This window comes from Kutzneria viridogrisea DSM 43870 (genome assembly GCF_000525635.1).
Taxonomy (GTDB): Bacteria; Actinomycetota; Actinomycetes; order Mycobacteriales; family Pseudonocardiaceae; genus Kutzneria; species Kutzneria viridogrisea.
In genome coordinates this window covers 8,056,699-8,073,618 of record NZ_CP007155.1, presented here as the reverse complement: position 1 = coordinate 8,073,618, position 16,920 = coordinate 8,056,699, and the positions used below count along the sequence as shown (strand labels likewise).

The following is a 16,920-nucleotide window of genomic DNA, read 5'->3' as shown; positions in this document are numbered from 1 at the left end:
GAAAGTGCCGTTCACTGCGTTGAGCGCAGTGAACGGCACTTTCATGGCGTCAGTGGGGTGTGACGAACCCGCCGGATTTGGGCTGATCGAGTGATAACGACCGGTCGGCGGTCGGATCCCGGCGGTGCGTGAGGTAGCAAGGAACAACCTCATGCCTCTCAGGAGTCCCGCATGGTGTGTGGACAGCGGGCGGCCCGCTACCGGGACGTGTTCGCGATCGGGGAGTTCCGCGCGCTGTTCGCGGCCCAGTTGCTGTCGGTGGTCGGCGACCAGCTGGCCAGGGTGGCGCTGTCCCTGCTCGTGTTCGACCGCACGGGGTCGCCGGGCCTCACGGCACTGGCTTACGCGCTGACCTACCTGCCGGAGCTGGCGGCGGGCCCGCTGCTGTCGGGCATCGCGGACCGCAGGCCCCGGCGCATGGTGATGGTGGTGACGGACCTGGCGCGGGCCGCGTTGGTGGCGCTGATGGCCTGGCCGGGGCTGCCGCTGGCGGTCGTGTGCGTGCTGCTGGTGGCGGTCAACGCGCTGGGCGCGCCGTTCAACGCCGCGCGGGCGGCGACCCTGGCCAGGGTGCTGCGGGGTGAGGCGTACCTGCTGGGGACCGGCGCGGCGGACATGGTCGACCAGTTGGCGCAGGCGGCGGGCTTCGTGGGTGGCGGGGTGCTGGTGCTGGCCATCGGACCGGGCCAGGGCCTGCAGATCGACTCGGCGACCTTCCTGGTCTCCGCGATCCTGGTACAACTCGGCGTGCGGGAGCGCCCGGTGCCGAGTTATCCGACGGTGCGCGATCCGGTACCGGCCTGGTGGCCCGCGCTGAAGGCCGGGGCGGTGCTGGTGCTCACCAACCGGACGTTGCGCTCACTGGTGCTGCTGGCCTGCGTGGCCGGGTTCTACGTGACGATCGAGGCGCTGGCCGTGCCGTACGCGCTGGACAGCGGCGGTGGCCCGGTGGCGATCGGTGTGCTGCTGGCGGCCGGTCCGGCGGGCACGGTGCTGGGCATGGCCGTGGTGAGCCGGTTGGGCGCGGAGCTGCGGCTGCGGCTGCTCGGCCCGTTGGCGGTGGCGGCCTGCCTGCCGCTGGCCGCCTGCGCGTTCCGGCCGGGCATACCGGTGACGGCGGGTCTGCTGCTGATCTCGGGCTTCGCCTCGGCCTACCACCTGGTAGCGCGCTCGGCGTTCGTGCTGGCCGTGCCCGACCACGAGCGGGGGCAAGCGTTTGGCCTGGCCGTGACGGCGTTGCGGACCGCACAGGGTTGCGGGCTGCTGGTGGCCGGGCTGCTCGCGGAGTACCTCGGCGCCGCCGTCGTGCTGACCGCGGCCGGCGTGGCCGGGTCCATGGTGGCCGCGGCGGCCGGTCTGGCCTGGAGCCAGGCCCGGGCCGCACCGGGTGGTTGAGGCCGCGGGGCTGGGGTTCGCCCGCGGCGAAGCGGGGCTCGCGCGACGCAGGGCGGGGTTCGCCTGCGCCAGGACGGGATTCGCGGTCGGGAGAGCGGGACTCGCCCGCACCGGGCCGGGACTCGCGGTTGAGAGAGCGGGGTTCGCCCGCGCCAGGCCGGGGCTCGCCGTTCGGTGAGCGGGGCTTGCCTGCACCGGGCTGGGGCTCGCTCGCAGCGAAGCGGGGTTCGCCTACATCAGGCCGGGACTCGCGGTTGAGAGAGCGGGACTTGCCCGCGCCAGGCCGGGGCTCGCCGTTGGGAGAGCGGGGTTCGCCCGCGCCAGGACGGGATTCGCCTGTGGCGAAGCGGGACTCGCCTGCGCCAGCGGGACTCGCCCGCACCGGGCCGGAACTCGCGGTGGGGTGAGCGGGATTCGCGCGCCAGGACGGGACTCGCGGTCGGGTGAGCGGGACCCGCCTGCGCCAGAGCGGGACTCGCGGTCGGGTGAGCGGGGTTCGCCTGCGCCAGGACGGGGTTCGCGGTCGGGAGAGCGGGACTCGCGGCTGGGGGTCCGCGAGTCCGCGCTCTCCGGCTCACCAGTTGTTCGCGTCGGCACGCACGGCCTTCTCCTTCACATGGTGGGACAGTGCTCTCTGGTGAGAGCTACGCCACCTACCTACTGGAAGGTTCAACGAAGTGGACCCCACGCGGGCGGGCTACCGCGAGGTCTTCGCGGTCGGCGAGTTCCGCGCGGTGTTCGCCGCCCTGCTGCTCTCCGTGGTCGGCGACCAGTTCGCCAGGGTCGCCCTGTCGGTGCTGGTGTTCGAGCGCACCTCCTCGGCCGGGCTCACGGCCCTGACCTATGCCCTGACCTTCCTGCCCGACCTGGTGTCCGGCCCGCTGCTGTCGGGGATCGCCGACCGCTGGCCCAGGCGGGCGGTCATGATCGTGTCGGATCTGGGCCGCGCCGGGCTGGTCGCGGTGATGGCGATCCCCGGCCTGCCGCTGCCCGTGCTGTGCGTGCTGCTCGTCGCGGTGCAGGCACTGGGCTCGCCGTTCAACGCGGCGCGGGCGGCCACCCTCGCGGCGGCGCTGGACGGGGACCGCTACGTGCTGGGCACCGGCGCCACGGACATGGTCGACCAGTTGGCGCAGGTGGTCGGGTTCGGCGGCGGTGGGGCGCTGGTCGCCGGGCTGGGCGCGACCAACGGGCTGGCGCTGGACGCGGCGACCTTCACCGGCTCCGCCCTGCTGGTGGCGTTCGGGGTGCGCTCGCGCCCGGCCCCCGTCGCGCCGGACGGATCGGGGCCCTCGTGGTGGCGTTCGCTGGTGGCGGGCACGGTGCTGGTCGTCACGGACCGCCGGTTGCGCGCGCTGGTCGCGCTGGCGTGTGTCGCGGGCTTCTACGTCTCGGTGGAGGGCGTGGCCGTGCCCTACGCGACCGAACTCGGCGGTACTGCCACCGAGGCCGGTCTGCTGCTGGCGGCGAACCCCGCGGGCACCCTGGTCGGGGTCTGGCTGATCAGCAGGCTGCCGCCATGGACGAGGCTGCGGCTGCTCGGGCCGCTGGCGGTGGCGGCCTGCCTGCCGCTGGTGGCCTGCGCGCTGCGGCCCGGCATCCCGGTCACGGCCGTGCTGTGGGCGCTGTCCGGGCTGGCCTCGGCCTACCACATGCCCGCGCGCTCGGCCTTCGTGCAGGCGGTGCCCGACCACGGCCGCGGCCAGGCGTTCGGCCTGGCCGTGACCGCGTTGCGCACCGCGCAGGGCGCTGGCGTGCTGCTCGTCGGCGTGGCCGCCGACCATTTCGCGCCCAGCGCGGTGCTGGCGGTCGCCGGGCTGTGCGGTGCCGCCGTCGCGGCGAGTGCGGCACTGGCCTGGCGGCGCGCCCGGTGACTACCCGCGGTCACCAGTTGTTGCTGCGCCGCCAGTTGTTGCTCTCCTGAAAGGCCCAGTTGTTGCTCTCGCGCCAGTTGTTGCTGTCCTCGCGGGCGCTGATCTGCATGATCATTTTATTTCCCCGTTCCGCTGCACAGGTGATGTGGGCCAAAGAATCGGCCGCACGGCTGACATCTGCTGGTCGGTCAATTAGGGTGTACTGGTTCGCGCGGTACCACGATAAGGGGCGTCCGGTGAGCGTTATCTCATTGTGTCGCCGACTGTCCCCTCGGCGCTGGTCGATCTGGTCACTGCCCCGGCACGTGCTCGCCTTCGTGCTGGTCACGGACCTGCTCGCGATCGCGCTCACGGTCAGCTGCACGGTGCTGATCCCGGTGAACGGCACCGATTGGCTGCGGTTCGCGGCACTGGTCGTGGGTGTTGTCGCACACCTGGAGGCCGCCCGCGGAATCGAACGCACGCGCGAAGTCTCGGTCGAGGGCTCGCCGTACACGAATCTGAATTCGCTGTGGATGTTCGCCGGGTTGCTGGTGCTGCCGTTCCCGTTGGTGGTCGCACTGGTGGTGATCAATTACCTGCATCTGTGCACCCGCATCTGGAGCGGTGTGATCGTTTACCGCAAGGTGTTCACCGTGGCCACCATGGTGCTCGCCGGTGGCGCCGCGCTGGCCGTGCTGATCGCCTGCGGGCTGACCGGGACGCCCAGGGTGCCCACGGGGTTCTGGTCCCTGCTCGCGGTGATCGCGGCGGCGGCATGCTGGTGGCTGGTCAACTACGCGCTGGTGGTCGGCGCGATCCTGCTGTCCAACCCGGAGCTGGCCGCGCGCAAGGCGCTGGGCGAGCCCGCCGACCAGATCGTGGTGCTCGCCGGGCTCGGGCTGGGCCTGGTGGTGGCCTGCCTGCTCATCTCGTTCCCGTGGGTGGTGCCGGTGGTGATGCTGACCATCGTGGCGCTGCACCGGGAGTTCCTGCTGCCGCAGTTCCAGCGGGCCGCCCGCACCGACGCCAAGACCGGGCTGGCCAGCCCCACGTTCTGGGCCCAGCTGGTCTCCGCCGAGCTGACCAGGGCCCGGCTGACCAACTCCAGCGTGGGCCTGCTGATGCTGGACATCGACCACTTCGCGGAGGTCAACAACACCTACGGGCACCTGGCCGGGGACGCGGCGCTGGAGGCCGTGGTGCGGGCGGTCCGGCACGAGGTCCGGCACGACGACCTGGTGGCCCGCTGGGGCGGGGACGAACTGGCCGTGATGATGCCGGGGGCGCACGCCGAGGAACTGCTCAAGGCCGCGGAGCGGATCCGGTTGCGGCTGGCCCAGACCGAGGTCTCGGCGGCCGACGCGACCTCCGGCCGGGTGGTGGAGATCAAGGCGCTGACCGTGTCGGTGGGCGCGGCGGTGTACCCCGAGTCCGGCACGGACGTGGACGGGCTGGTGGTGGCGGCCGACGGCGCGCTGCTCGCGGCGAAGGCGGCGGGCCGCAACCAGGTCCGGCTGGCCATGCCCGGCGGGCCCGGAATACCGATCTCGAACTGATCCGCAACCGACTTTCGCCGTTTCCTGGAATTGAAATCCTGTACCGAGGTTGTCTCGTTTTTGTACCTATGACGTGCATCTCACTCGCTTGGGCAATGCTTGCCGAGCTCTTGTGATGTTTCATCAAAGGTGCTGTTCAGGGTGGTCCTGTGTGGGAGGGAAGCCGTGCGTGCACTGCTGGTTCGCCTTGTCGTGACCATGATCGGGTTAGGGGTTCTCGTCGCCGGGGCGCCCATTGTCGCCGCGGCTCCGGCTGTTTCCTGGACGAGGTGTCCAGAGGCTCCGGGAACGCCGGGAATCGAACTCAGCTGCCGGACGATCACCGTTCCGCGGGACCACGCCAACCCGGGCAACGGCAGGACCTTCCCGCTGGCGCTCAAGCGGGCGCACCGCACCGACCAGCCCGAGGGCGGGCGCATCGGCACCCTGGTCTACGACCTGGGTGGTCCTGGCGCCGCGGGCTACCCAGCGGTGGAGGCCATGGCCAAGCGGCTGCCGAAGGAGATCACCGACCGGTTCGACGTGGTGGGCTTCGACCCGCGCGGCGTGGGCCGGTCCTCGCCGGTGACCTGCATGACCGACCGGGAGAAGGACGCCGCCTTCGAGCGGGACAACGGGCCCGAGCTGCTGCTCCAGGCGTGCCAGCGGAAGTACCGGGACGAGATCGACCTGTACTCGACCGAGCAGGCGTCCCAGGACCTGGACAAGATCCGCGAGGCCGTGGGCGACACGAAGCTGACCTACCTCGGCTACTCGTACGGCACGCGGCTGGGTGCGGTCTACGCGCACAAGTTCCCCGGCAAGCTGCGGGCCGCCGTGCTCGACGGGGCCGACGTGCCCGAGCAGTTGCACCCCAAGCCCCAGGCGGATGGCTTCGCCCGCGCCCTGGACAACTTCGCCGCGTGGTGCGCGAAGACCACCAGCTGCGGGCTGGCCGACGCCAAGCGGACCATCGCGGACCTGAAGGCGGTGGCGAAGACCGACCCGGCGGAGCTGGGCGCCCGGCACGCCACGCCCGCGATCATCGAGATCGCGGTGAACACCGCGCTCTACAGCGACCGCCGGTGGCCCGCACTGGGCGCCGCACTCACCAGCCTGGGCAACGGCGAGGCCAAGGGCGTGTTCGCGCTGGCCGACCAGAACCGCCAGCGGGACGCCAGCGGGCACTACAGCAACATGTGGGACTCGTTCCTGCTCATCTCGCAGGCCGACGAGAAGCACGACTACTCGGACATGGCCGTCACCGGTGGTCCGCGGATCGTGGTGATCGGCACGAAGGGTGACCCAGCGACCCCGTACGAGAACACGAAGTTGATGGCCGACGCGCTGGGCACCGGGGTGGTGCTCACCTACGAGGGCGAGGGGCACACCGCGTACCCGAAGCAGGACTCCTGCCTGGACCCGGCGGTCAACGGGTACCTGCTCGCGCTGCGGCCTCCTGCTGTGGGGACCAGTTGCCGGAAGGTCTGAGGAACATGGGGAAAACCACAGGGGTGCGCACGCAACCCGCTGTGTGACCAGGGACCCCGCCAGCGTGACCGTGGAGCGCTCGCGGGGCCCTTCGGGGTGCTGGGATAGGGTGGGCGGCGATCACGGGGAATAACCGAATCGGCCGGGTCCGGCCATTTGTGTTCGTTGTCGTCGTCCCAGTTCATCAAGGAGGTGTAGGGCACCGGTGGTTGCACACCGTGCGCCGGTAGCCTTCCGCGACGTGCCTGCCGTTCCACCTCTGGGCAAGGTCGCGTTCGCCCCGCCCCGCCCGACCCTGATCGAGCCCGTCGCGCCCGAGCGACTGGCCGAGTCGGTGGGTGCGCGGCTGCTATCGCCCACTCCCACGCCCCGCCCCGTCACCGGGGTCACCCTGCGCGCCCAGCACGTGCGCCCCGGCGACCTGTTCGCCGCGCTGCCCGGTGCCCGCGCGCACGGCGCCGACTTCGCCGGTGACGCCATCGCCGCCGGTGCCGTCGCCGTGCTCACCGACCAGGCCGGTGCCGAGCGCCCGGCCGTGCGGGACAGCGGGGTGGCCGTGCTGGTGCACCCCGACCCGCGTGCCGTGCTCGGCGTGCTGGCCGCCACCGTCTACGGAGCGCCGTCCAGCAAGCTCAAGGTGCTCGGCGTGACCGGCACCTCCGGCAAGACCACCACCACGTACATGGTCGAGGCGGGCCTGGCCGCGGCCGGGCTGACCACCGGCCTGATCGGCACCGTGGAGACCCGGCTGGCCGGTGAGCGGCTGGCCAGCTCGCTCACCACACCGGAGGCCCCCGACCTGCAGGCCCTGTTCGCGGTGATGCTGGAGCAGGGCGTCAGCCACGTGGCCATGGAGGTCTCCAGCCACTCCCTGGCCATGGGCCGGGTCGCGGGCACCGGCTACGCGGTCGGCGCCTTCACCAACCTCTCCCAGGACCACCTGGACTTCCACCCGGACATGGAGGACTACTTCGCCACCAAGGCCCGGCTGTTCGACGGCCGGTCCGAGGTCGAGGTGGTCTGCACCGACACCGACTGGGGCCAGCGGCTGGTCCGACCGGGAACGATCACGGTCGCCGCCACGCACGAGGCGGCCTGGACCGCCAGCGACGTGCGGGTCTCGGCCACCGGGGCGCAGTCCTTCACCGCGCACGGCCCGAACGGGCGGGCGCTGCCCGTGCAGATCCAGCTGGCCGGGTCGTTCAACGTGGCCAACGCGCTGCTGGCGATCGGCGTGCTGGACGCGGTCGGCATCGACGAGAAGGCCATCCTGCAAGGGCTCGCCGCCGTGCAGGTGCCCGGGCGCATGGAGCGGGTCACGCTGGGCCAGTCGTTCACGGCCGTCGTGGACTACTCGCACAAGCCCGAGGCCGTGGCGCTGGCGCTGGACGCCGTGCGCGCCCGCACCGAGGGCCGGGTGCTCGTGGTGTTGGGCTGCGGCGGGGACCGGGACCGGGGCAAGCGCCCGCTGATGGGCGAGGCCGCCGCGCGCCGGGCCGACCTGACCGTGGTCACCGACGACAACCCGCGCAGCGAGGACCCGGCGGCCATCCGCGCCGCCATGCTCGACGGGGCGCGGGCCGTGCCCGACGGGCAGCGCGGTGAGGTGGTGGAGATCGGCGACCGCCGCGAGGCGATCCGGCACGCCGTGGCGCAGGCCCGGCCCGGGGACGTGCTCGTGGTCGCGGGCAAGGGGCACGAGACCGGCCAGGAGGTGGCAGGCGTGGTGCACCCGTTCTCCGACCGCGACGAACTGACCGCCGCGATACTCGAGGTGGTGCAGCAGTGATCAGGTTGACGCTGGCGCAGGTGGCCGAGGCCACCGGTGGCAGACTGCACAACGCCACCGGCGAGGAGCAGGTCACCGGCTCGGTGGAGTTCGACTCGCGCCAGCTCACCGCGGGCGGGCTGTTCGTGGCCATGCCGGGGGAGCGGGTCGACGGGCACGACTTCGCCGCGCGGGCCGTGGCCGCGGGTGCCGTCGGGGTGCTGGCCGCCCGCGAGGTGGACGCGCCCGCGGTGATCGTGCCGCCGGTGACCAGCGCGCACAGCCGCTCCGTGGCCCTGACCGGGGACAGGGACGGGTCCGGGGCCGCCGTGCTCGCCGGGCTGGCGGCGCTGGCCCGCTACGTCACCGACCGGCTGCCGCGGCTGACCGTGGTCGGCGTGACCGGCTCCTCCGGCAAGACCTCCACCAAGGACCTGATCGCGCAGGTGCTGGCGCCGATGGGGCCGACCGTGGCCCCGCCCGGCTCGTTCAACAACGAACTGGGCCACCCGTGGACCGCGCTGCGCGCCGAGGAGTCGACCCGGCACCTGGTGCTGGAGCTGTCCGCGCGCGGGCCCGGCCACATCGCCGCGCTCTGCCAGACCGTGCCGCCGCGCATCGGCGTGGTGCTCAACGTGGGAAGCGCTCACCTGGGCGAGTTCGGCTCCCGCGAGGGCATCGCGCAGACCAAGGGCGAACTGGTCGAGGCGCTGGACGCCGAGGGGCTGGCGGTGCTCAACGCCGACGACCCGCTGGTGGCCGCGATGGCCGAGCGGACCAAGGCGCGGGTCGTGCTGGTCGGCGAGGACGCCAAGGCCCAGATCAGGGCCGTGGACGTGGTGCTCGACGAGCAGGCGCGGGCCAGCTTCCGCATGGTGACCCCGCAGGGCGAGGCCCAGGTGCGGCTGGCGGTGCACGGGGCGCACCAGGTGGGCAACGCGCTGTCGGCCGCGGCCGTCGCGCTGGAACTGGGCGCGAGCGTGGACGAGGTCGCGCAGCGGCTGGGCCAGGCGCAGCGGGTGTCCGCGCGCCGCATGGAGGTCACCACCCGCCCGGACGGGGTCGTGGTGGTCAACGACTCGTACAACGCCAACCCCGAGTCCGTGCGGGCCGCGCTCAAGAGCCTGGCCTCGATGGCGCGCGGCGGGGACACCCCGCGTCGCTCCTGGGCGGTGCTCGGCATGATGGGTGAACTCGGGGACACGCACGTGACCGCGCACGACGAGATCGGGCGACTGGCCGTGCGACTGGACATCAGCCGGCTCGTCGTGGTCGGCGAGGCGGCACGGGCCATGCACCAGGGCGCACACCTGGAGGGCTCGTGGGGAGAGGAGTCGGTGCTCGTGCCGGACGTGGACGCGGCGGTGACCCTGCTGCGCGAGGAACTGCGGCCGGGTGACGTCGTACTGGTCAAGGCGTCGAAGTCCGAGGCGCTCTGGCGTGTGGCCGAGGAGCTGCTCGCGTAATGAAGAACATCCTTGTCGCGGCAGCCATCGCGCTGGTCGTGTCCATCCTGCTCACGCCCTACCTGATCCGCGTGTTCTCCAGGCAGGGCTTCGGCCAGGAGATCCGTGAGGAGGGGCCGGACAGCCACAAGGCCAAGCGCGGCACGCCCACCATGGGCGGTGTGGCCATCCTGGTGGCCATGTGGGCCGGGTACCTGGTGGCCCACCTCTACAGCTACCTGACCAAGGGCCCCGGCGTGCAGGACCTGCCGTTCAGCGCCTCGGGTCTGCTGATCCTGATGCTGACCACGGCCCTGGGCATCGTCGGCTTCCTCGACGACTTCATCAAGATCCGCAAGCAGCGCAACCTGGGCCTGAACAAGACGGCCAAGCTGGTCGGCCAGTTCGTGGCCACCATCGCCTTCGCCCTGCTGGCGGTCCAGTTCGCGAACAAGGACGGGCTCACCCCCGCCTCGGTGAACCTCTCGTTCATCCGGGACATCGCGGTGATCTCGTTCGGCGTGGTCGGGTTCGTGGTGTTCTGCTACGGCGTGGTCAGCGCCTGGTCGAACGCGGTGAACCTGACCGACGGCCTGGACGGCCTCGCGGGCGGCAGCTCGGCGATGGTGCTGGCCACGTACGTGATCATCTCCTTCTGGCAGTACCGCTACAACTGCTCCACGGTGTCCACCGCGGGCTGTTACCTGGTGCGCGACCCGCTGGACGTGGCACTGGTCGCGGCCGCGGCGATGGCGGGCTGCGTGGGCTTCCTGTGGTGGAACGCGGCCCCCGCCAAGATCTTCATGGGGGACACCGGCTCGCTGGCGCTCGGCGGCCTGGTCGCCGGTCTGTCCATGGTCACCCGCACCGAGCTGCTGATGATCATCATCGGCGGGCTGTTCGTGGTCGAGGTGGTCTCGGTGGGCACGCAGATCGCGGTCTTCCGCACCACCCGAAGGCGACTGTTCAGAATGGCCCCGTTCCACCACCACTTCGAACTGGCCGGGTGGGCGGAAACCACGGTCATCATCCGGTTCTGGCTGCTGGCGGGCATCTGCTGCATGTTCGGGCTGGGCCTGTTCTACAGCGACTGGCTCGGGGCGGCGAGCGGTCAGTGACCGAGCTGGAGGGCAGGCACGTCCTGGTCGCCGGTGCCGGGGTCACCGGCCGCGCGGTCGTGTCCACCTTGCTGGCCGCGGGCGCGAAGGTCACCGTCACCGACGGGGCGGCCGACCGGCTGACCCCGTTGGCCGGGACCGGGGCCGAGCTGGTGGCCGGGCTGACCGAGCCGCCCGCCGACGTGAGCCTGGTGGTGACCAGCCCCGGCTGGCGGCCCACCGCCCCGCTGCTGGCCGCGGCCTCGGCCGGCGGCATCGAGGTCATCGGCGAGGTGGAACTGGCCTGGCGCCTGTCCGGCGCGAACCGGCCCGCCTGGCTGGTGGTCACCGGCACCAACGGCAAGACCACCACGGTCACCATGCTGGAGTCGATCCTGCGCGCCGCCGGGCTGGACGCGGTGGCCTGCGGCAACGTCGGGCTGCCCGTGGTGGAGGCGATGCGCCGCGAGGTGCTGGCCGTGGAGCTGTCCAGCTTCCAGCTGCACTGGTCGCCCTCGGTGCGCCCGGACGCCGGTGTGCTGCTCAACATCGCCGAGGACCACCTGGACTGGCACGGGTCCCTGGCGGCCTACGCCCAGGCCAAGGCCCAGGTGCTGACCGGCCCGATCGCCGTCGGCGGGGTGGACGACCCGTACGTGGCGCGGCTGCTCGCCGAGTCCCCCGCCCCGCGCAAGATCGGCATCACGCTGGGCGAGCCCGCACCGGGACAGCTCGGCGTGCGCGGGGACTGGCTGGTGGACCGCGCCTTCGCGCCGGACGAGCCGCTGGCCGAGACCGCGGTGGTCCGCCCGGCGGGCCCGCCCGGGCTCACCGACGCGCTGGCCGCCGCCGCGCTGGCCAGGGCACACGGCGTGCCCGCTTCGGCTGTGGCACAAGGGCTCCGTGACTTCCAGCCGGGCGCGCACCGGGCCGTGACCGTGGCCGAGTCCGGCGGGGTCACCTGGATCAACGACTCCAAGGCCACCAACCCGCACGCCGCCGCCGCCTCGCTGCGCGCCCACGAGCGGGTGGTGTGGCTGGCCGGTGGCCTGCTCAAGGGCGCCAGCGTGGAGGAGCTGGTCGCCGAGGCCGCCGACCGGCTGGCCGGGGTCGTGCTGTTCGGCGCCGACCGCGAGGTGATCGCCGCCGCCCTGGCACGACACGCGCCCGATGTCCCCGTGCGACACGTGGTCGCGGGGGACGATGGGGCCATGACTACGGTGGTCGGGGTGGCCAGCGCAATGGCTCGTCCGGGTGATGTCGTGCTGCTGGCGCCCGCGGCGGCCTCCATGGACATGTTCACCGACTACGGGCACCGAGGACGTGCCTTCGCCGAGGCGGTGCACGCTCACCTGGGGCTGACACCATGACGGTCACCCAGCGCCCCGCGCGCACCCGCACCAGGCAGACCGGCCGGGGCGCCGCCGTGCGCAGCGCGCTGACCGCCTGGCTGAGCCGCCCGCTGGCCTCCTTCCACCTGCTGCTGGCCGTGTTCGGCCTGCTCACCGTCATCGGCCTGGTGATGGTGCTGTCCGCCTCCGCGGTGGTGGACATCGAGAAGGGCTCGTTCAGCGCGGTGGGCAAGCCACTGCTGTTCGCCGCGATCGGCATCGGCGCCTTCTACCTGGGCCTGCGGCTGCCCCTGCGCCAGTTGCGCCAGCTCAGCCCGGCCTTCCTGCTGATCTCCATCGCCCTGCTGGCCCTGGTGCTCACCCCGCTGGGCCGCGGTGTGCCCGGCCGCGAGCACAGCTGGTTCATCATCGGCCCGATGTCCTTCCAGCCCGTCGAGGTGGCCAAGGTCGCGCTGGCCCTGTGGGGCGCGCACGTGCTGGTCACCAAGCGGGCGCTGGTCAGCCAGTACCGGCACCTGCTCGTGCCCGTGGTGCCCGTGTCGCTGGTGCTGTTCGCGCTGGTCATGTTGCAGCCCGACCTCGGCAGCACGGTCAGCATGGGCCTGGTGCTGGTGGCACTGCTGTGGTTCGTCGGCGCCCCGATGCGGCTGTTCGCGGCCTTCATGACCGCCGCGCTGGCCGCCGTGGCCATGCTGTCCATCAGCGCCGACTACCGGCTCAAGCGGGTGCTGGCCTTCATCAACCCCAGCGCCGACCCGACCGGCGCCAACCACCAGCTCAACCAGGCCCTGTACGCGCTGGCCGACGGCGGCCTGTTCGGCAAGGGCCTTGGCCAGGGGCCCTCGAAGTTCAACTACCTGCCCAACGTGCAGAACGACTTCATCTTCGCGCTGATCGGCGAGGAACTGGGCTTCGTCGGCGCGATGGTGGTGCTGGGCCTGTACGCCATGCTCGCCGTGGTGGGCCTGCGCATCGCCGCGCGCAACACCGACCCGTGGATCCGGCTGGTCGCCGCCACGCTGACGGTCTGGCTGGTCGGTCAGGCCGCGATCAACGTGGGCTACGTGATCGGCCTGCTGCCGGTCACCGGCATCACCCTGCCGCTGATCTCGGCGGGCGGCACCTCGACCGTGGTAACCATGTTGGTGTTCGGTGTGCTGGCCAACTGTGCCCGCAACGAGCCCGACTCGGTGGCCGCGCTGCGTTCGCTGGGCCCGGGCCGGGTCGGTGGCCTGCTGCGGCTGCCCGCGCCCGAGCCGTACCGGCCCGCCGTCAAGCGCAGGCCGGGCCGCCCGTCCACCCCGCCGAGGGGGGCGGGTCGCGGTGGCGCGGGTCGCGGCGGCGGTGGCGCCACGGCACCGGCACCGGAGGAGCGGCGCAGGGCGCACCGCTCGGCACCACCCACGGAGTACCGCCGCCGCAGCGCGTGGCGCTCCGGCCAGGACCGCACCGTCCGGGGCCCAGGGGGGCACGGACGCACCGCAGAAGGAGGACGGCGTTGAACGCCCCCGTTTCGTCAGGGCCCTGCGTGGTTGTCGCGGGAGGTGGAACCGCGGGGCACATCGAGCCCGCGCTCGCGCTGGCCGACGCCGTCATGCGGTTGCGGCCGGACGCGCGCGTGGTGGCGCTGGGCACCGAGCGCGGCCTGGAGTCCAAGCTGGTGCCCGCCAGGGGCTACCCGCTGGAGATGATCCCGCCGGTGCCGATGCCCCGCAAGCCGAGTCCGGACCTGCTCAAGCTGCCGCTGAAGGTGCGCGACGCGATCCGCCAGACCCGCGCGGTGTTCGACCGGGTCGGCGCCGACGTGGTGGTCGGCTTCGGCGGCTACGTCTCGCTGCCCGCCTACCTCGCCGCGCGCGGGCGGCTGCCGATCGTGGTACACGAGGCCAACGCCCGCGCCGGGCTGGCCAACAAGGTCGGTGCCAAGTTCGCCACCAAGGTGGCCGCCGCCGTGCCCGACTCGGGTCTGCCCGACGCCCAGGTCATCGGCATCCCGCTGCGCGAGTCGATCACCAGCATGGACCGGGCCGCGCTGCGCGCGCAGGCACGCCAGTTCTTCGGCCTGCACCCCACCGCCCCCACCCTGTTCGTCTCCGGCGGCTCGCAGGGCGCCCGCACCCTGAACACCGCCGTGTCCGGTGCCGCCCGCGCGCTTGCCGACGCCGGGATCGGTGTGCTGCACGCGCACGGCCCGCGCAACAGCCTGGTCGTACAGGAGATCAACGGGGCCCCGCCGTACGTGGCGCTGCCGTACGTGGAGCGCATGGACCTGGCCTACGCCGCGGCCGACCTGTTCCTGTGCCGGTCCGGGGCGATGACCGTGGCCGAGGTGTCCGCGGTGGGCCTGCCCGCGGTGTTCGTGCCGCTGCCGCACGGCAACGGCGAGCAGTCCCTCAACGCCAAGCCGGTGGTCGAGGCGGGTGGCGGGCTGATGATCAGCGACGAGGAGCTCACCTCGCAGCGGGTGGTCGACGAGGTGCTGCCGCTGGTGCAGGACCGCTCGCGGCTGGCCGTGATGAGCAACGCGACCCGCAACAGCGGTCACCGGGTCGCCGCAGACGTGTTGGCGCGCATGGTCCTCGAGGTGGTCAAGAAGTGAAAGCCACGCACCTGGTCGGCATCGGTGGTGCCGGCATGAGCGGGATCGCCCGCATCCTGCTCGCGCGCGGGGAGCAGGTCTCCGGCTCGGACGCCAAGGACTCCCGCGGCGTGCTCGCGCTCAAGGCACAGGGCGCGCGGATCGCGCTCGGCCACGCCGCGGAGAACCTGGACCTGCTCGACGGCGGGGCGCAGACCCTCGTGGTCTCCAGCGCCATCAAGGAGACCAACCCGGAGCTGGTCGAGGCGCGGCGGCGCGGCATCACCGTGCTGCACCGCTCGCAGGCGCTGGCCGAGCTGATGGTGAACAGGCGGGCCGCCTGCATCGCGGGCACGCACGGCAAGACCTCGACCACCTCGATGCTCACGGTGGCGCTCCAGCACTGCAACCTGGACCCGTCCTTCGCGATCGGCGGGGACCTCAACGAGTCCGGGGCCAACGCGCACCACGGCAGCGGTTCGGTCTTCGTGGCCGAGGCCGACGAGAGCGACGGCTCGTTCCTGGTGTTCACGCCCTCGGTCGCCGTGGTGACCAACGTGGAGGCCGACCACCTGGACCACCACGGCACCGTCGAGGCGTACGTGAAGGTGTTCGACTCCTTCGTGGAGCGCATCGAGCCGGGCGGGGTGCTGATCGCCTGTGCCGACGACCCGGGCGCCGCCGCGCTGGCCGACCGCGCGCAGGCGCTGGGCGTGCGCGTGCTGCGCTACGGGCACGAGGTCACCGGCGCCGAGGACGCGAAACTGCTGTCGTACCAGCCGGTCGACACCGGTGGACTGTCCACTGTGGAGGTCGCCGGCCAGACCGTCCAGGTGCGGGTGGCCGTGCCCGGTGAGCACATGGCGGCCAACGCCGTGGCCGCACTGCTGGCCGGTCTCCAGCTGGGCGCCCCGCTGGAGGGCATGCTCGCCGGGCTGGCCGCGTTCGGCGGGGTGCGCAGGCGGTTCGAGTTCAAGGGCACCAGCAACGGGATCCGCGTCTACGACGACTACGCGCACCACCCGACCGAGGTGGCCGCCGCGCTCGGTGGCGCCCGGCCGGTGGCCGGTGGCGGTCGGCTCATCGTGGTGTTCCAGCCGCACCTGTACTCGCGCACCCAGGAGTTCGCCACCCAGTTCGGCAAGGCCCTCGCCCTGGCCGACGAGGTGGTCGTGCTCGACGTCTACGGTGCCCGCGAGGACCCGGTGCCCGGGGTGACCGGCGCATTGGTCGCCGAGGCGGTGGCCCTGCCGCGCGAGCAGGTGCACCACGAGCCCTCCTTCGACCGGGTGCCCGCGCTGGTCTCCGGACTGGCCAAGCCCGGTGACCTGGTCATGACCATGGGCGCCGGTGACGTCACCATGCTCGGTCCGGAGATCCTGGCCGCGCTATGAGCCCCGCACAGGAGGGACCGTGAGCGCGGCCCCGCCGCCGACCCGCAGCCGCCGGCCGGTCGACCGGGCGGCGACCCGCGAGCGCCTGCGCCAGCGGCGTGCCCGGTCCACCGCGGTGCGCCGCCCCACCCGCGCGCAGACCATCCGCCGCCGGATCGTCGCGCTCGGTGTGGTGCTCGGGCTGGTCGGGTTGGCGTACGGGCTGTTCTTCACCGGCCTGCTCGGCGTGCGCTCCGTGGAGGTCGAGGGCACCAAGGACCTCAGCAAGCAGCAGGTGCTCGAGGTCGCGGCGGTGTCCACCGGCAGCCCCATGCTGACCGTGGACCTCGCCGCGATCCGCGACCGGGTGGCCGCGCTGCCCAGGGTCGCGGCCGTCGGGGTGTCCCGGGCCTGGCCGGCCACGCTGCGCATCGCCGTCACCGAGCGCACGCCGGTCGGTGTGGTCAAGGCGCCCGGCGCGGTGCACCTGGTCGACGGCACCGGCCGCGACTACGCCGTGCTGCCCGCGGCGCCGCCCGGCGTGCCCGACCTCCAGCTGACCAAGGCCTCCCCGGACGACCCGCTGACCAAGGCGGTGGTCCAGGTGCTGGCCGCCGTGCCCGAGAAGATCCGCGCCGAGGTGCTGTCGGTCTCCGCGAAGACCCCGAACGCCGTGGTCCTCGCGCTTTCCGCCGGGCGGCAGATCCGCTGGGGCAGCGCCGAGAACTCCCCGCGCAAGGCCGCGGTGCTGACCGCGCTGATCACCCAGCCCGGCAAGGTCTACGACGTGTCCAGCCCCCAGTTGCCGACCATCTCCAACCCCTGACCCACCCCGCTGGCGCACGGAGCAGCGCGTGTCGGCGCTTCCGGTGCGGTGTGTCGGCGCTAGCGGCGTGTGCTCCCACGAGCTGGGAAACCGCCCGCCGACAGCGAACACGCACTGCGCGAAGCGCCGACACGCGCCGTCCTGAGACGCGCGAGTCCCGCCCACCGGCCCGCGAGTCCCGCTCTGGGGCGGCTGAGTCCCGCT

General features: G+C 72.7%; 12 protein-coding genes. All 12 read left to right on the top strand.

All coding sequences use genetic code 11. The annotated features are described in order from the left end of the window. Positions 1 to 171 precede the first annotated feature (171 nt). The 12 genes from KALB_RS34980 (at position 172) to KALB_RS34925 (ending at position 16,716) form a co-directional block, all read left to right on the top strand. On the top strand, positions 172 to 1,395 hold the full coding sequence (locus tag KALB_RS34980) for an MFS transporter (RefSeq protein WP_025360328.1): 1,224 nt from the start codon (positions 172 to 174) through the stop codon (positions 1,393 to 1,395). Between the two features lie 677 nt (positions 1,396 to 2,072). Next, positions 2,073 to 3,269, top strand: coding sequence for an MFS transporter (locus KALB_RS34975; protein ID WP_042221117.1), 1,197 nt, complete (start codon positions 2,073 to 2,075; stop codon positions 3,267 to 3,269). Positions 3,270 to 3,505: 236 nt separating this feature from the next. After that, positions 3,506 to 4,807: a GGDEF domain-containing protein gene (locus KALB_RS34970; protein WP_052360512.1), complete on the top strand. Its 1,302-nt coding sequence runs from the start codon at positions 3,506 to 3,508 to the stop codon at positions 4,805 to 4,807. Between the two features lie 165 nt (positions 4,808 to 4,972). Beyond that, complete coding sequence (locus KALB_RS34965) at positions 4,973 to 6,277, top strand: alpha/beta hydrolase (protein WP_148309773.1); 1,305 nt, start codon at positions 4,973 to 4,975, stop codon at positions 6,275 to 6,277. Positions 6,278 to 6,518: 241 nt separating this feature from the next. Beyond that, positions 6,519 to 8,066 (top strand): UDP-N-acetylmuramoyl-L-alanyl-D-glutamate--2,6-diaminopimelate ligase, encoded by a 1,548-nt coding sequence (locus tag KALB_RS34960; protein ID WP_411931054.1) that lies wholly within the window; start codon positions 6,519 to 6,521, stop codon positions 8,064 to 8,066. Further along, positions 8,063 to 9,511: a UDP-N-acetylmuramoyl-tripeptide--D-alanyl-D-alanine ligase gene (locus KALB_RS34955; RefSeq protein ID WP_025360325.1), complete on the top strand. Its 1,449-nt coding sequence runs from the start codon at positions 8,063 to 8,065 to the stop codon at positions 9,509 to 9,511. Before KALB_RS34960 ends, KALB_RS34955 begins: the two co-directional genes overlap by 4 nt. Then, entirely contained in the window at positions 9,511 to 10,608 is a 1,098-nt protein-coding gene (gene mraY, locus KALB_RS34950) for a phospho-N-acetylmuramoyl-pentapeptide-transferase (RefSeq protein ID WP_025360324.1), read from the top strand. The genes KALB_RS34955 and mraY overlap by 1 nt, the downstream gene beginning before the upstream one ends. Next, positions 10,605 to 11,957, top strand: a complete 1,353-nt coding sequence (gene murD, locus KALB_RS34945) for a UDP-N-acetylmuramoyl-L-alanine--D-glutamate ligase (protein WP_025360323.1) — start codon at positions 10,605 to 10,607, stop codon at positions 11,955 to 11,957. Before mraY ends, murD begins: the two co-directional genes overlap by 4 nt. Beyond that, a complete protein-coding gene (gene ftsW / locus KALB_RS34940; RefSeq protein WP_025360322.1) occupies positions 11,954 to 13,441 on the top strand; it encodes a putative lipid II flippase FtsW in 1,488 nt (495 codons plus the stop codon). Before murD ends, ftsW begins: the two co-directional genes overlap by 4 nt. Then, the gene (gene murG / locus KALB_RS34935) at positions 13,438 to 14,538 is read left to right on the top strand and encodes an undecaprenyldiphospho-muramoylpentapeptide beta-N-acetylglucosaminyltransferase (RefSeq protein ID WP_030109907.1); all 1,101 of its coding nucleotides are present in this window, start codon (positions 13,438 to 13,440) and stop codon (positions 14,536 to 14,538) included. The genes ftsW and murG overlap by 4 nt, the downstream gene beginning before the upstream one ends. Next, positions 14,535 to 15,911, top strand: a complete 1,377-nt coding sequence (murC, locus tag KALB_RS34930; protein WP_042221114.1) for a UDP-N-acetylmuramate--L-alanine ligase — start codon at positions 14,535 to 14,537, stop codon at positions 15,909 to 15,911. Before murG ends, murC begins: the two co-directional genes overlap by 4 nt. Before the next feature lie 19 nt (positions 15,912 to 15,930). Beyond that, a complete protein-coding gene (locus KALB_RS34925; protein ID WP_025360320.1) occupies positions 15,931 to 16,716 on the top strand; it encodes a cell division protein FtsQ/DivIB in 786 nt (261 codons plus the stop codon). Positions 16,717 to 16,920: the final 204 nt, after the last annotated feature.

Coding starts and splice junctions, on each gene's coding strand:
- KALB_RS34980 (WP_025360328.1), top strand. CDS start 172: ATGGTGTGTGGACAGCGGGCGGCCCGCTACCGGGACGTGTTCGCGATC.
- mraY (WP_025360324.1), top strand. CDS start 9,511: ATGAAGAACATCCTTGTCGCGGCAGCCATCGCGCTGGTCGTGTCCATC.
- ftsW (WP_025360322.1), top strand. CDS start 11,954: ATGACGGTCACCCAGCGCCCCGCGCGCACCCGCACCAGGCAGACCGGC.